This window comes from Salinicola salarius (genome assembly GCF_003206135.1).
GTDB lineage: Bacteria > Pseudomonadota > Gammaproteobacteria > Pseudomonadales > Halomonadaceae > Salinicola > Salinicola salarius.
In genome coordinates, this window is sequence record NZ_PZJT01000007.1 from 55620 (window position 1) to 71208 (window position 15589).

Here is a 15589-nt window from a genome sequence, read left to right on the forward strand (position 1 = left end):
ATCAGTATTGATATGGAGGCTCATGAAGTGCGATGGCAGGGGCGAAAAATATACCCTTCTTCGCGAGAGCTACTGATTTTGAATGAGTTGATATCTAACCCCCAGCGTATATTTACCAAGCAACATTTAGAAATTCTGCTCTATGGTTATGGTCATGTAGCTGAATCAAATACGATTGAGGCTTTTATTCACACCCTCCGTAAAAGGATGAGTCCCAATGCCATTCTCACGGTCCGAGGTATTGGGTATAAGCTTGGGTTTGATTAATAAGAGGTTTGTCTAGAAATCGTTGAGTAGTCAACCGGGATATCTAGCCCCCGGTTCGACTGCTTCGCTGACTCATTAAGCGTCCCCACATGGCTGAAGTCCACGGGGGTAGCCAGCCAGGATATCGAAACTGTTGTTCCGAATCAGCTGGCGCACCTCTAGGTCTGGATCGTTCTTAATGGCTTTGAATAGTGCCGGCTGTGAGTACGAGGCATCTTCCCGGTCTTTCTCCAAGGCTATCAACCCTAGAATTGATGTGCGCTCCTGTAACCGTAGTGATCCGGTCCATAACGGCACTTTGGCGGATCCACACGCGCCCACGAGCCTGAATAATGTGGGCCACACTTGTAGGACAACACGTCGTGCCGGCTCTCCGGCAACGTTGGCCGATGCGCTCAGCGCAGCGGGGCGCCCGTCATTGAGACGAGGCAAAATCGGGAATAGAGCTTCGCTTGTGTTGGGATCTAACCATGCTAGCGTGTTGTGAAGAGACCAAGGTGTATCGACCTGCCATCCACCACGCTTAAGCGCGTTGCTGAGCAACGACAAATCCCCGGCCCATTGAAGCACCAGCGGCTCCTCGGTTTCTCCAGCCAGATCGATACGTTTGGCGGGAATATCGAGTGTTTTTCCATTCAACCAATCGGACCAGGTGGACTGTTGAACCGACAACTCAGGCGTGTATCGACTGCGATCCTGGTCCAGTTGTTGAGAAACATGATAGGGCCACGCGATCGCCAGAGTTATCAAAAATACAAGAATCAAACCCTTCACACCCGGCTTTTTGATCTCGCTTCGATGATGAAGCAAGGCCAATAAAATGACCCAAACAGTGCCCAGAGACATGCCAGCCACAACATCGGCAAACCAGTGGGCGCCTAGATAGAGTCTTGAGAAGGCAATCATAAAGATGATCAGGCAGGCGGTTCCGATGATCCATCGATGCCAGCGAGCAGGTGAGCTTCGAGCGATAAGATAGGCAAGAAACCCGTAAAGAACCGTATTGATCGTGGCATGGCCACTAGGGAAAGAAAAAAGCTCCCATCCGCTGTATAGGTTTGCCGTCGGACGCGGCCATTGCACCCAAGCCTTGATGCCGGGAGTGAATAATGCAACTCCTCCCATAGCAGCCACCCAGTAAACGGCGCTATACCATGACCGCTTGATCAGTAACCACGCCGTTACTGCCAGCGTCAGTGAGGTCGTCACGAAGCCATCACCCATTTCCGTGATAACCAGCATCGCACTATCACCCCATTGGGAACGCAAGGCCTGTAGCGCATGGAAAACAGCGTGGTTGGCTTGAACCAGCGAGTCGTCCGTCACGAGATCTTCAAGCAAATCTGAAAATAGCCAAAGACATCCAATCACTACCATCAATGCCAACATAGTCAGCGTTTGCATGCCGCTGATTGAATGCACTACCCGAGCCAGGCATTGACCTGCCCATGTTGTCGGCATTGTTGTGCGATGCATCACGCTTTTCTGGGCGCTCGATAAGGCGTACTTTCCATAGGGCAGCAGAATTCTCCGGCTGATCCACAGAATCGCCCATGCCAAGGCGGCGACTAGCCCAGCCAGCAGGGCCAAGCGTCCTCCGATCTGTTCGAGTACCTGTAGTGACGTGCCGACGAAGACACCGACAAGGACGTGACTGGGGGCCCAGATCAACGCAGATGCAATATTCGCTAAATAAAAACGGCCCGCTGGCATCTGGCTCATGCCGGCGACTAACGGTACAAAAGCACGAGGACCCTGCACAAATCTCGCCGTGAAGACGCTCTTTCCGCCATGACGACTAAACAACGACTCGGCACGATTCAACCAGTCTGGGTAACGGCTAATTGGCCAGATTCGCGCTATACGTGACTGGTAGTGACAGCCAATCCAGAAAGAGAGGCCGTCGCCGGCTATTGCGCCTACGAAAGCTGAGATGACAAGTGAAAGCGGGTCTAACGTACCGGAGCTGGCCAATGCGCTCAAACCAACAATCAGCATCGACCCAGGAAAAACTGTCCCGACGACAGGTATCGCTTCCAGCAATGCGGATAGACCCACCACCAGATAGGTGAGCAATGCATGGCGGGAGGCAAGGTCGGGAACGTGGTCTAGGGCGTGCTCAAGCATCGGGACACTCCAGAGTCGAGGCCAAGTTAGAGAATTCTTGTGAGACAGCGGTTGAGAAAGCTCTCTCTGTAATGAAAGCGTCTGACGAACAACCCCGCTATAGACGCAGTCACAAGTCCTCCCAAAACATCCGTCACGTAATGTGTGCCTACGTAGACTCGAGAAAACATCACTAGGAGAGCTCCCAAAGAGAAGAGCGCTCCCATTTTGTTGCGGCCATGGAAGAAAAATGTAACGGCTATCGCGACAGCACCGGTAGCGTGGTCAGAAGGGAACGAGGGATCTGTGGAGGGTTCAATCAAAAGATGCGTGAGCCCTTCCGTATAGGGGCGTGCGCGCGATATGAACAACAATACAAATTGGTTGATTAACAGGCCAGAGATGAACGTCAGGGCCGAGGAAACAGCCAAATACCTCATTTCGCATCTGTTGAGCCGGAGCCACCACAGGGGCACGACGCATAGGATCATCAAAGGCAATCCCCAATGGGTAACAGCGACCATTAGCGAGTCGATGAAAGATATATGCCCAGATAACCCATTGATTAGAGAAGTCAAGTTGGAATCGATCGACATTTCTGAAATCCGTCACATTTTCGTAACGTGACTCTAATCGATCAATTATGAAGGGATCCTTATCAAGCCTCGATTTCTCTACAACGCATATACACGTAATACCCTTATGAAGAAAACATCAGAGTAAATATTCTCTTAAGCTTCGTTGTTTATTCTGTGTGAAAATTAGTTTGTCGGGAGTGCAGTATGAGCAACGTGCTAACTAAAATTCGTCGTCATGATGGCATGCGCCGGCTGGGAAAATGCTTAGAAAAAATGGCTAAAACTGGGTTGTATCGTTTGCTTGGTGTTATGTCTCGTACGCCTCGTCGTGCGTCCTCATTGGCATTAGTCGATGTAAAACGGGTTCTTCTCGTGAGACCGAATTTTCGACTTGGAAACGCTGTTATAGGGGCACGGCTGGCTGAGGCGTTTTCGAAAAATAGGCCGGAAATCCGAATAGACTATCTGGGTACCGATACGACAGCTCAGCTGTTTTCAGGAATGGGCATCTCAAGTTATCATGCCTACAGTCGAACTTTCTCGTATCGGCCTTGGCTTTTTTTGCGCATGATTTGGGAGCTACGTAAAGAGAACTACGACTTGGCAATCCAGGTTGGAGAAGGATCTTTAACCAGCTGGACCTTTACGCACCTTTGTGGCGCAAAGAAAACATTGGGTCAAAAAGGGCGCTTGCAGAATACCTATGATTGGCTTATCGAAGGAAAAACCTGTCACGCATATGAACTACCTAGCGCTATTGCACACTCTCTAGGTTTACATTGCGAATCATTGCCATGGATGGTCGTTAGTGAAAAAGAACATGCTAGGGCCAAAGAGCTTTTTAAGCATTCGCCTGAGGGCGGCGTTGTCGGAGTATTCGTCGGCGGTCATCTCGATAAACGATTGCCACTGAATTTCTGGCAGGCGCAGATTCGAGAGCTCAATACGATAGGAGAAAATTATGTGGTAATGGTGGGTCCTGAAGAGGAACATTATCGTCAGCACTTGGAACAGTGTTGTGGCCCCCAGGGCCAAATATTGCCCTTGATGCCTATTCGAGAATTTGCGGCTGTGCTATCTCATGTAATCACATTAATCACGCCGGACACGGGGCCTATGCACATGGCCACGGCTCTAGGAGTGCCTGTGATCGCCCTACTTAATACCGAGAAGTCGTGTAAATTCTGTCCTAAGGGAATCGCCGATAAAATTATTTTTCGACCAAGAGTGGAAGAAGTGATTTCCACTTTGACGCAAAGCCCACTTATTCAGCTGGGTTGGGCGAGGCGACAGCATATGCTTAATAGACGAATGCTGTTTTGTAGGTTTTGAGATGGTCATGCACTTTAAGAGGTTTTCTTGCTTGGTTAATGAAAATGATTTTCATTTTTCTGCAGAATTTTTAAGTGTTAAGTGGTGGTCGACTGTGTTGATTAAAAATGAGCTTTTGAGTTTGGGTTTTTAGTCGCAAGTAGGCTCGCTATAGTGGTGATGGGTTGAGTTTTTCTAGTGTTTATAGATCGCATACTGTTGTTTGGTAATTTATGCGCAACCTCGTTGTAACGAGGGGCTCTGAACTTGGCCGTTAAAATCAATGTTTCATTAAAATAGTGTGGCCAAAGCCAAGCGTCTGTTTAGAGTCTGAAAAGCCTGAATATTTATAATACATGTTATTTGATGGCCTTCCCCCCCCCGGTTTAGGTAGGGCCAGGTGGTGTTGCGAGACGGCTGTTATGCGACGCTGGCAGAACACATCCGCGCCACCTATCGCAACTTCTTCCCGCCTCATGCCCGCTGGGCGTTTTCCGGCTTCCGTCTTGTCAAGGAGAGCTGACCCTGACCGTACAATTCCATGACATACATCCGATCCTTGCCAAGACATCGCTTCGCAACGAAATCCTGAGGGGATCTCAGATTGAGATAAGGCGAATCAAGCGGCGCACTGTTAGCAGGGCTGCTCAGCGCAGCCCTGGCGGATCCCGGTGCTGGTTGTCTACCTATTTCACATCACCCGCCCCGCAATCGGGATCGGCATCACAGGCTTGGCGAATAGCGGCATCCTCGGGTTGTAGGGTACTGTGTTGAATATCGAAGCGCTCCCGCAATATCGTTTGCAGCTTTGGCAGTACCTCTTCCCATCGCTCCATCGTTCCCACATCGATATGCGCCGCTAGAGCCTGGCTGTTTGATGACAGGCTCCAGATATGCATGTCATGGATAGCGCAGACACCGTCGACCCCGACTAGAGCGCAGCCGACTTCATGCGCATTGATTCCTTTTGGCACGCCTTCCATCAACACGTGCGTCACCTCACGCAGTAGGCGAATGGCGGAGAACAGAATCAATAGGCTAACGAAAAGAGACAGGATCGGGTCCGCAACGGGCGGCCCGCCTAGATAAATGATCGCCCCGGCAACCAGCGCAGCGACCGAGCCCAACAAGTCTCCCATCACGTGCAGGAGCGCTCCGCGAACGTTGATGGTTTGCTCTCCACGCATCAGTACCCACGCCACTACGATATTCACCAGCAAGCCGAGCCCGCCGATCACCAAAACCATGCCACCGGCAACGGCTGGTGGATGTGCCATGCGGCGGATCGCCTCGTAGGCGATGAATACAATCACCCCGAACATAAACAGCACGTTGAACAGGGCGCCGAGAATTTCCGCGCGCTTGAGGCCGAAGGAGTGTCGACGCGATGCCGGTTTTTTGGCCAGCCAAGCGGCGAAGGCACCAACCCCTAACGACAATGAATCGGTAAGCATGTGGCCTGCGTCCGACAACAGGGCGAGCGAATCAGCTATCAGGCCGCCAAACACTTCGACAGCTGCAAAACCTGTTGTGAATACCAATGCGAACAGCAAGGTCTTGCCGCCACTGTGGCTATGATTGTGTTCTGACATTGTTGCCTCCTTCCTTATTGTGCCTTGAGACTCCCGGCAGGCTGCTCTCTCTATCAAGCCATTCGGTCGATACGTTTTTCCACGCTGATTTAAGGCAGAGCGTACCCGCCACATTACAGCTGGATATATTCACAGGAGCATTCTTGCCAAGAAGGTGGCGAAAGCGATCCAGATAGCGATAAATACGCCAGCAGCTATTCGGCTTGTCGGGCGTTCAGAGGCTTCATCAGCGGTTTCTCGATGCTCGTTCATGATCTCGGGTGGTATAAGCTTCACCACCAACAATATCCCGAGTGGCACAATGATGATGTCGTCCACGTAGCCGAGTACGGGGATGAAGTCTGGGACCAAGTCGATGGGTGAGACGGCGTAGGCCGCGATAACCACTGCTAACACCTTTGCGAACCATGGGGTACGTGGATCGCGAGCGGCAAGCCAGACGGCGTGTACATCCCGTTTGATCGTTCGAGCCCATTGTTTGGAGTTCGAGATTAGTCGTTTTGTCATAATGGTTGTCTCCGCCGCTACTCGTTCCCGACGCGGAGCAAGGCCAGCGTCCCAGCCATCATCAGCAAAGCCGCCAAGCCAAAACCGAGAGTCGGCGAGACAGCAGTCCACACCACACCGACCGTGGCGCTGGAGATGAACTTGGCCGTGCCGTTGACCGTACCCAGCGCGCCGTAGCTCATCACCAGGGTGTCGGCCTGCACCATTTCCGCCGTCACCGTGGATTCCAGCGCTTCCTCGACGGTCACGTATAAGCCTGCGACGAAGAAGATGGCGGCGAGCAGCGGCACGCTGTCCACCGAAAGCCAGAAGGCAAACGCCGTCAGGACAGCCGTGAGGGCACCCAGCACGTATCCGCCGACCAACATGCGTAGATGGCCGACACGATCCGCCATAGCGCCAACCGGGTAGGACAGCACGACCTGCACCACGTTGCGCCAGACATAGAGCAGGCCGGCGACCTGAGCGGCCTTCACCACGCCCATCGAGGGTGTGAGCAGGGTGGTCGCGGCCAGGATCAGCAGCGAGTGCGAGAAATCGCCGATGCCGAACAGGCCGACCGCGCCGAGATAGCGCTTGAAGCGCGCCGGCAGAGTGCGCAACGAGCTGAAGAACTTGAGCGCCGGATTGGGCGAGTGTTGTGGATCCCGGACCAGCGTCAGGAAGGCCAGCACGGCCAGCACGCCAGGAATGACAGATAGCCACAGCACAAGCCGGAACGGGCCGGCCGCGCCGTCCCAATGCAGTTCTTGCGCCCATCCCAACAAAGCGACACCCAATAGCGGGCCGAGGACAGCGCCGATGGTGTCGGCAGCCCGGTGGAATCCGAAGGCTCGGCCCTTGGTTTCCGGCGTCACCGCCTGAATCACGATGGCATCGCGCAGCGGCCCGCGCAGCCCCTTGCCGAACCAGGAAGCCATGCGACCAAGCAAGATCAGCGGCCACCCGGCCGCCAGTGCAACCAGCGCCTGCCCGAGCGGCGTCAGGCTATAGCCCACGAGGACCAACAGCTTGCGGTGGCCCAGTTTGTCTGCGACGTAGCCTGACGCCATCTTGGTGAAGCTAGCCACCGCATCAGCGATACCTTCGATAGCGCCGAGTACGCTGGCCGGCAGTCCCAGCACGGCAAGGAAGCCGGGCAGGATGACAGTTGTCGTCTCATAGCAGAAGTCACCCAGGGCGCTGGTGACCCCGGCGCCGGCGACGGTGCGGTTCAGCCAGCCTTTCGACTGGGTAGCGGTTGCAGCCACCAATGCGGCTTCGTTCTTATCCTTACTTTCTTCCACTCTTTGACCCTTCTGTGTGCCCGGCTACTCCATGTTCTACTTGAGGTAGGAATTAATGACCTGAAGCACGACCTCTAGGTCTATCTGTCGCTGCTCCAGCGCCGGCTCCTTGACAACGTGATCGGTCAAGTGGCCTTCAATCACGGCGGCCATCAAGCCGTTGACGGCTCCTCGAATCGCTGCGATCTGTTGCAGGACGGCAATGCAGTCACCTTCCTCGGCAAGTTGCTTTTCCAGCGCGGCCGCCTGGCCCTGAATGCGTCGAACACGCGTTAGCAGCTTCGCTTTGTCTTTAATCGTGTGCATCTGGCCATCTCTTTGAGGAGAAAAACTATACAGGGAGGTAGTATATAGATACTAGGGGGTAGTATGCTGGCTTGCAAGAAAGGTAAAGCTATGTGAACCGTTCTATTCCGGCATGCCGCCTATAATCGACTGCAACGCCTTGAGGAGGGCCCATGCTCCAAGTGCTGAGTCTCCGTCGTTACCGCCACTTATTCCTGGCCCAGGTCACCGCCCTCATCGGCACCGGGCTGACAACGGTCGCCCTGGCATTGCTGGCTCATGACCTGGCGGCCTGGCAGGCGGGGATCGTGCTGGGTACGGCGCTTGCCATCAAGATGGTGGCCTATGTGGGCATCGCGCCACTAGCCGGGGCCTACGCCTCGCGTCTGCCGCGCCGCACGCTGCTGGTTGGCCTGGACCTACTGCGGGCCTCCGTGGTCTGCGCGTTGCCTTTCGTCACCGAGGTCTGGCAGATCTATGTGCTGATTTTTCTGGTCAATGCCGCCTCGGCATGCTTCACCCCGCTCTTTCAGGCGACGATCCCGGATCTCCTCGAGGACGAGGAGCAGTATACTCGGGCGCTATCGCTGTCGCGGCTCGCCTATGACCTGGAGAACCTGCTCAGCCCCATGGCCGCTGCGGCACTGCTGATGGTGATGAGCTTCGATGTGCTGTTCCTGCTCAATGGCCTCGCCTTTCTAGTCTCGGCAGGCCTGGTCGTCTCGGTGGTCCTGCCGTCGCCCCAAACTGCGGATGACGAAGCGCCAGGTGTCTGGCGCAGGATCTCCCACGGCATGCGAATCTACTTGAAAACACCCCGGCTGCGAGGGTTGCTTGCCCTGAACATGGCGGTTTCGGCCGCCGGGGCCATGCAGATCGTCAATACCGTGGTCTACGTCCGCTCCACTCTTGGCCTGGGCGAGCAGGCGGTCGCCCAGGCCTTCGCGGCGGTCGGTGGCGGTTCGATGCTGGTGGCCCTGCTGCTGCCGAAAATGCTGGAGCGCGTGCGTGAGCGCCCGGTCATGCTCGCGGGCGGCGCGCTGATGACGGTGAGCCTGTTCCTCGGCCTGCTCTCTCCGGGGTTCGTCGGTCTAATGGGGCTGTGGTTTCTGCTGGGCGTTGGCGCCTCGCTGGTCATGACGCCCACCGGACGCCTGCTCAAACAGTCGTGCCAGCCAGAGGACCGTCCGGCGCTGTTCGCCGCGCAGTTCTCGCTGTCTCATGGCTGCTGGCTGGTAGCCTATCCGTTGGCCGGCTGGGTCGGGGCCGAGGTGGGCCTGATCGAGACCTTCGCCCTGCTAGGGGCGATCGCGCTAGCCTCGACGGCGTTAGCCACACGTTTCTGGCCATCTGGAGATTCAAAAGTCCTTGAGCATGATCACGTTTTCGAAGTCCACGATCACCTGCATTATCACGATGAGCACCACCAGCACGGACATGAGGGCTGGGAGGGCCCGGAGCCCCACCGCCATCGCCATTACCACCCCGGAGGCAGGCATAGTCATGCTTTTGTCATTGATCGTCACCATCTATTGTGGCCTAGATGATGAAAGATAGAATTTCCCCATTATGCTTTTAACATCAATTATCAAACTGTTCGTTGATTGATACAGGCCGGCTATAAGAATTGAATCTTCAGCTCGTTGCTTGCCTGTGACCTAGTCATCATTGTTGCTCATGACTCTGGCAATTTGGTCATTGACCTCGAGAAAAAATAGGCGAAGATCCTTGACGCAAGTAATATCGAGTGGTAGTTAGCCGGTGAGCGTTGCCAATGAATAAGACCATGAGTCATGGCGTATTCAAGTGCCTTTGAACGCAATCCTGAGTAAAAAGCAATCGCCTACAACACCCGATCAGTTGCTATTTTGCCCGCACGCCCCGTGCGTTCTCTAGTAGCGCGACTTTCGAAACCACTGCATATCCGAACTGTTTCGAACCCGGCTTAACGTTTCCGCTTTCCCCCATCACCTGCTCCCTGTCACATCTATTGCTCTCGCAGCACGACAGGAATCATCAATGCTACGACGCCTATTCCCGCGAGTCAGCAGTCAGAAGATCAGGCACCGAGCAGGCTTCACGCAGCCCCAACCTGGTAAGGAGCTACTCGATACTCCGCGTCGCCAGCAGATGATCAAGATGCTGTGGGACACGACGTCTTTGACCCAGAGCGTCTTTGACGAGTACCTCCTTGCACCGATCTGCCGCTATGCCGAGATGGTACAACTGCTCCCTGCATCGGAATCACATCACCATGCCTATCCAGGGGGCATGCTGGATCATGCCCTAGAGATGGCCTGCTACGGACTGCGTCTACGTCAACGTCATCTCCTGCCTCCAGGCGCAAAGCCCGAAGACCAAAGTTCAGCAGGTGAGCTTTGGAGTGCCGCCGTAATCCACGGAGCGCTCATGCACGACGTAGCCAAGACGCTGGTCGACGTTGAAATTCATCTCGAGGATGGGCGGGAGTGGAGGCTGTGGCACGGTCCCATTCCTGCGCCTTACCGCGTCAGGTACCGAGCGGGACGGGAGTATCACCTTCACGCGGCGGTCAATCCATTGTTGTGCGAGCGAGTTCTTGGGGCGAGGGTGCTCGACTGGATGATGACTCAGCCCAAGCTGTTTGCGCTGTTCATGTACACCATCGCAGGGCACAACGAGCGAGGCGGAATCGTTGCGGAGCTGATTCACCAGGCGGATCGCGCAAGTGTCGCCAAGGCATTGGGAGGCGATCCGGTCCAGGCTCTTTCAGCTCCGGTGGAGTCCATCCAGAGAAAGCTAGCAGAAGGACTGCGTTATATGGTCAAGGAGCAGTTCAAGCTCAATAAGAAGGGCGAAGTCGCTTGGTTGACTGAAGAGGCTCTCTGGCTGGTTTCGCCGCGTGCAGTCAATGAGCTCAAAGCCCACCTGTATGCGCAGGGTGTCAAAAGTATCCCGGGAGATCTTAACAGGCTGTACGGTGAGCTGCAGTCACATGGGCTGATTGAGGAAGTCACCGAGGGGAAATCGGTATGGAAGTGCGAGATTGTGGAGGGTGACTGGAAGCAGTCCTTCAACATGATCAAGGTGCCCCCGACCTTGATCTGGGGGGTAGAGGATAAGCCTGAGCCTTTCCGAGGAAGGATCACGATTAAAGGTGAAGGCGCAGTCACAGCAGATAAGCCGTCCTCGAATGAAGTGGTAGTAACCAAGTCTGAATCTGTCACAGAAACCAAAACACAGGGTGGCGAAATACCGCCGCCGCAGAGCATCGACACACAGCCTTCTTCTCAGGCTGGCTCCGTCAATGACACTCTGGACGCCGACATTATGGCACTTTTTCCAGAGGTGAGTCCTGAGCCGGAGAGAGTCTTGGACCAGGTTCAGAGCGCTAATGCTGCTGGGCAAGAAAGCTCGGCCGAGCCAAATTCATCTAAATCTGCTAAAAATGTCGGTTCTCGACCAAAGTCGAGTGCTCAGGAAGTTAATAATAATTTGGATCTCGGTGAGCGGTTCTGGCAATGGTTGAAGATGGGGGTTGCGGATCACTCTATCCTCATCAATGACACCAAGGCGCCCATCCATACGGTGGAAGGCACCTATTTCCTGGTCAGCCCTGGCATATTCAAGCGCTTTAGCACCAAAGAGCTTGGAGACGAAGAACAGTGGAAGTTAGTTCAAAAACGCTTCCAAAAGCTGGGTATGCATCTCAGAACCCAGGGACAAAACATTCATAACGTTTCCGTCGAGGGACCGAACAAGACCCGACTGCTGAAGGGGTACTTGATCAAAGATCCGCGAGAAGTGAGTCAACGGATACCACCTGACAATTGGGTATTGACTCTAATTCCACACCAAATCGATAAGGACGAAACGAATGAATGATGTGTCGTTTATGGAGTTGCTGAGCAGGTACTGCGCCGACACGCATCTCAAGCCTAAATCCGTTGATAGCTATGCTGCAGCAGTCAGAGCGGCTCGCCGCCACTTTGGAAAGGAAACGTATCCAAGCATGCTCTCTAGAGAAAAAGTATGCGCTTGGCGTAAAGTGGCATTACGGTCGAAGGAAAATCCACGTGGCATTGTTGAAGTTAGCTGGAATAATTATGTGAGGCATCTGGCTGCGCTATACAATTTTGGTATTAAGCATAGACTCATAATGGTTGAAGAGAATCCATTCAATCAAGTGCGTGTCAGGGAACCCCGGAAGCCGAAGAAAACTTTGCAGCCGCTTACTATCAGGTATGTGCGTGAGGTCATGGATGTATGCCGTAGATTCGAAACCGCCCAAGATGATCCGTCGAAGCTCTACCCCGCTTGGTTTTGGGAGGCCGTAATTGAGACCTTCTACTTTACAGGTGTTAGGCTAAGTCAGTTGCTTCATATTAAGGCTAAGGACGTCGACCTTAAAAAAATGATCCTGGTGACTTCATTTGAAGGATCCAAAACCTATTCTGAGTCTGTAGTGCCAATCGCTGATGGGCTGTACCCTTACATTGCAAAGCTGATGCTTGCGGCTCATCGTGAAGGTTTCAAACGTGAAGATCAGCTGTTTAATGTAAACCGCTTTTCACGTAGGCATCGACGCAAGGAAATGGACATAAATCAGGTCGAGCATTTCTTTAAGAGGCTGTCAGGGTTTTGTGGCACGCGGGTCACACCTCATCGATTCAGGCACACTCTCGGGACCGATCTCATGGAAGATCCTGATCGTAACATCCGAGTCACACAAATGATCCTCGACCACTCAAGTATGCGCACAACCATGGAATACGTTCATCCTAGCGTTGACTCCATGAGGAAAGCGCTGAATCAACGTCGATGCCCCTAAATTTTAGGCGAGCGATGGGCGGCCAAAAGGCGGCCGCTCATTCTCGTTACGGCCAGCTTGACAATGATGACCTCGGAATCCAAGATCATGCATGCCAATGTAGTGCAGGTGCGGTAGGCAACAAGCCAGCACATCATATTAGGCATGTTTTTCTTAAGCGGCTGAAATTAAGGTAGTTTTCCGACTCAAATAGTCCAACTGACTGTTAATCATTGGGTCACAGGTTCGAGTCCTGTTCGGGGAGCCAGCGGAAGTCATCGATAGGACCTCCCTCTAGATATGCTGCTTCTGCACTCATTCCACTTGTCAATGGGAGAGGGCAGTCATGCGTGTTTCTGCAACGTTTGCTCCGAGGTGGTGTCGGCAAGACGACCACGGCGGCCAACCTTGATGGTCTCCTGATAGATCATCACTTGTCCCATTACACGCTTCAGCTTGGCCTTCAAAACGTCGATTCTCCGGCCTAAAGTCTTCCAACGGGCTAATAGCCCATTAGAATCCAGTGCTCCGTCAGGCGTCCTTGACGAGATCTCGAATATTCGGTCGCGATCTCCCTCTATGCTTGCAAACTAGGTGGAGTCCAGACGTGCGCTATTTACTTTCGATGTCTGTATTGCAGAGATGACGAACCAAAGAACGTGCCGCTTGAGATAGTGACGCATCCTTTCGCGTGATGACCACATAGAGGCGGCGAGCCCAGGAATCAGATAAAGGTAGCAGTACGAGCTCTGCAGACCTGTTTCCCTTCATCGCCCCCCCGCCCATTGCTCCGCTATGGGGAACCACGGCAGCACCGAGTCCGGCAGCAATGAAGCGCAATGCGACATCCACGCTGGATACCTCGGCACGATGGATCAACGTACGCGATTGCAATGCTGCTTCGCGCCGTAGCATGGTATCCAGCATGCCTCCGGGAGCAATGCTGATACTCACATGATCAATGACCTGGGAAAAACATACCTCGCTTTGCTCGGCGAGCGGATGATCATGCCGAACCGCCAGACATAAGTGATCTTTTCGGTATACCTCCACGTCGAAGCTATCACTCAGGTCATCAGGGGCCCATAAAATACCGATCTCTGCCGCACCTTCACGAACAGCACGTATCACCTCAGGGCTAGAACGCTCATCTGTTGACACCCCCACCCGAGGAGATATTTCCAGAAACTTTCCAATATCTTCTGCCAGATTCCCCGCAAGTACGGCAGGAGATGCAACGACTCTGATCTGAGACTGTATGCCTGTTGCAAAATAACTTAGCTCCGCCGTGAGACGGTCGGTTGCACGCAGGACTTCACGCGCCTGTCGAAGCATCATATCTCCAGCGGCTGTCAGCGCGATCCCCCGCCTCCCGCGCACGAACAACTCGACGCCAATATCGTCTTCTATGGCAGCAATGCGCCGGCTGACCGCTGACGCCGCGATAGCCTGCCGGGCTGCCGCGCGGGCAATACTGCCTTCCTCGCATACGGCAATAAAGACTCTTAGCGTGACAAGATCGATATGCATGTGCCATGCCCTATTGGCACGCGATGCATGCCTAAAAAGTATTTTGAGACTAGATTCGGCATGGGTAATGTACCTCAGATATCAGTACTTCAGACAGGTCAAAGATGGGGGCAGGCATCTCCTGGCCCTCCACCCATAGCCCTCTACGGTATCCAGCAAAAGGGGACTCATGAACAGTACACCGCAAAGCAAGCGCCTGGCACTCAAAGCTCGCCTAACTCAGCAGGATATCCTCTCTGCGCCCGGCATCTACGACATGATTTCCGCGAAGCTCGCAGACTCGATGTCTTTCGACTGTCTTTACATGACAGGCTTCGGCACGGTTGCCTCCTACCTCGGCCTGCCCGATGCAGGCCTGGCAACCTACACGGACATGGTCAATCGCGTTGCCGCATTTTGCTCAGGTACTCAAACGCCGCTGATTTGCGATGCCGACTCCGGCTACGGTGGGCTGCTTAATGTCGCGCATACAGTACGTGGATACGAGCAGGCCGGTGCAGCCGGTATCCAGCTTGAGGATCAGGAATTTCCCAAGAAGTGCGGGCACACGCCCGGGCGACGCGTCATTCCGACAGAAGACATGGTGCGTAAAATAAAAGTTGCCCTGGAAACTCGCAGCGATAGCAACTTTCAAATCGTTGCGCGTACCGATTCACGAACAGCTCTGGGTATCGATGAAGCCTTGCGCCGCGGTGAGGAGTATGTGAAAGCCGGGGCAGATATTCTGTTCATCGAGTCCCCCGAGAGTGTCGAAGAGCTCGAAAAGATTGGTCGCAGCTTTGATGTACCGTTGCTCGCGAATGTTGTCGAAGGTGGCAGGACACCACAATTGCCGCCTTCCGAATTGCAGAAGCTGGGTTTTTCCCTCGCAATATTTCCAGCCTCGGGCTTTCTGGCTGCCACCCAGGCACTATATGACACCTTCCAGCAAATTAAATCGCCACAAGGAACACAAGCTTCATCCATGTATCCATTTTCAGAGATGTGCGAGCTGATGGGCTTCCCTGAAGTATGGGAATTCGATCGCAAGCATGCTGAGTAATGCTCAAGGCTATACTGAATAATATTCTATGCGGTACAGGATTTACAGTACCGCATAGAACACACAGCTTGCGCCCAGAGAATTGCTGAATAAGTTGCCGAGCAAAATGAAGCGCAAGGCGTCCGGTGCGCAGAAGGCGACCCATAATGAGGGGTTAGGCGAATCTTCGAGTACCGCGCAACGCAGCGATTCTCTCGGGTAGGCATTTATGCAGTGATCCCATAGAAGTGCAAGACCTGAAGCGGTGAAGCATTACATGACTTCAGATGGCAACGTGAGTCTCGCACAAGGAGATG

Annotated in this window: 14 protein-coding genes; 7 read left to right on the plus strand and 7 right to left on the minus strand. The window is 53.8% G+C overall.

Annotated elements, in window-relative coordinates; all coding sequences use genetic code 11:
- The first annotated feature begins 12 nt into the window (after window positions 1-12).
- Window positions 13-267 (plus strand): winged helix-turn-helix domain-containing protein, encoded by a 255-nt coding sequence (locus tag DOM32_RS18370; RefSeq protein ID WP_110633592.1) that lies wholly within the window; start codon window positions 13-15, stop codon window positions 265-267.
- Window positions 268-342: 75 nt separating this feature from the next.
- Here the strand turns inward: DOM32_RS18370 and DOM32_RS09110 are convergent, their stop codons facing one another.
- Together DOM32_RS09110 and DOM32_RS18375 are read right to left on the minus strand one after the other, a co-directional pair.
- Window positions 343-2394 (minus strand): bifunctional DedA family/phosphatase PAP2 family protein, encoded by a 2052-nt coding sequence (locus tag DOM32_RS09110; protein ID WP_110633594.1) that lies wholly within the window; start codon window positions 2392-2394, stop codon window positions 343-345.
- Window positions 2395-2420: 26 nt separating this feature from the next.
- Window positions 2421-2969 carry a phosphatase PAP2 family protein gene (locus DOM32_RS18375; RefSeq protein WP_110633595.1) on the minus strand — a complete coding sequence of 183 codons (549 nt, stop codon included), beginning with the start codon at window positions 2967-2969 and terminating at the stop codon, window positions 2421-2423.
- A 186-nt stretch (window positions 2970-3155) separates the two neighbouring features.
- On the opposite strand from DOM32_RS18375, the gene DOM32_RS09120 reads away from it, so the two are divergent.
- The gene (locus DOM32_RS09120; protein ID WP_110633598.1) at window positions 3156-4283 is read left to right on the plus strand and encodes a glycosyltransferase family 9 protein; all 1128 of its coding nucleotides are present in this window, start codon (window positions 3156-3158) and stop codon (window positions 4281-4283) included.
- Window positions 4284-4662: 379 nt separating this feature from the next.
- Window positions 4663-4785: a hypothetical protein gene (locus tag DOM32_RS18250; protein ID WP_277354946.1), complete on the plus strand. Its 123-nt coding sequence runs from the start codon at window positions 4663-4665 to the stop codon at window positions 4783-4785.
- A 163-nt stretch (window positions 4786-4948) separates the two neighbouring features.
- Here the strand turns inward: DOM32_RS18250 and DOM32_RS09130 are convergent, their stop codons facing one another.
- From DOM32_RS09130 to DOM32_RS09145, 4 genes are all read right to left on the minus strand, one after another.
- Entirely contained in the window at window positions 4949-5854 is a 906-nt protein-coding gene (locus DOM32_RS09130; RefSeq protein WP_110633600.1) for a cation diffusion facilitator family transporter, read from the minus strand.
- A gap of 129 nt (window positions 5855-5983) precedes the next feature.
- Window positions 5984-6361, minus strand: a complete 378-nt coding sequence (locus tag DOM32_RS09135; protein ID WP_110633603.1) for a YkvA family protein — start codon at window positions 6359-6361, stop codon at window positions 5984-5986.
- Window positions 6362-6378: 17 nt separating this feature from the next.
- Window positions 6379-7647 carry an MFS transporter gene (locus DOM32_RS09140; RefSeq protein ID WP_110633606.1) on the minus strand — a complete coding sequence of 423 codons (1269 nt, stop codon included), beginning with the start codon at window positions 7645-7647 and terminating at the stop codon, window positions 6379-6381.
- A 36-nt stretch (window positions 7648-7683) separates the two neighbouring features.
- On the minus strand, window positions 7684-7953 hold the full coding sequence (locus tag DOM32_RS09145; RefSeq protein ID WP_110633609.1) for a metal/formaldehyde-sensitive transcriptional repressor: 270 nt from the start codon (window positions 7951-7953) through the stop codon (window positions 7684-7686).
- Window positions 7954-8105: 152 nt separating this feature from the next.
- Between DOM32_RS09145 and DOM32_RS09150 the strand changes: the two genes are divergently transcribed.
- The 3 genes from DOM32_RS09150 (at window position 8106) to DOM32_RS09160 (ending at window position 12742) form a co-directional block, all read left to right on the plus strand.
- Window positions 8106-9479: an MFS transporter gene (locus tag DOM32_RS09150; RefSeq protein WP_110633612.1), complete on the plus strand. Its 1374-nt coding sequence runs from the start codon at window positions 8106-8108 to the stop codon at window positions 9477-9479.
- A 472-nt stretch (window positions 9480-9951) separates the two neighbouring features.
- Window positions 9952-11796 (plus strand): MobH family relaxase, encoded by a 1845-nt coding sequence (gene mobH, locus DOM32_RS09155; RefSeq protein WP_110633615.1) that lies wholly within the window; start codon window positions 9952-9954, stop codon window positions 11794-11796.
- Complete coding sequence (locus DOM32_RS09160) at window positions 11789-12742, plus strand: tyrosine-type recombinase/integrase (RefSeq protein WP_110633618.1); 954 nt, start codon at window positions 11789-11791, stop codon at window positions 12740-12742. Before mobH ends, DOM32_RS09160 begins: the two co-directional genes overlap by 8 nt.
- 591 nt (window positions 12743-13333) lie before the next feature.
- Here DOM32_RS09160 and DOM32_RS09165 read toward each other — a convergent pair.
- Window positions 13334-14251 (minus strand): LysR family transcriptional regulator, encoded by a 918-nt coding sequence (locus DOM32_RS09165; RefSeq protein ID WP_110633621.1) that lies wholly within the window; start codon window positions 14249-14251, stop codon window positions 13334-13336.
- A 169-nt stretch (window positions 14252-14420) separates the two neighbouring features.
- Here DOM32_RS09165 and DOM32_RS09170 point away from each other — a divergent pair, with 169 nt between their 5' ends.
- Entirely contained in the window at window positions 14421-15293 is an 873-nt protein-coding gene (locus DOM32_RS09170; protein ID WP_110633624.1) for an isocitrate lyase/PEP mutase family protein, read from the plus strand.
- The last annotated feature ends 296 nt before the right edge of the window (window positions 15294-15589 follow it).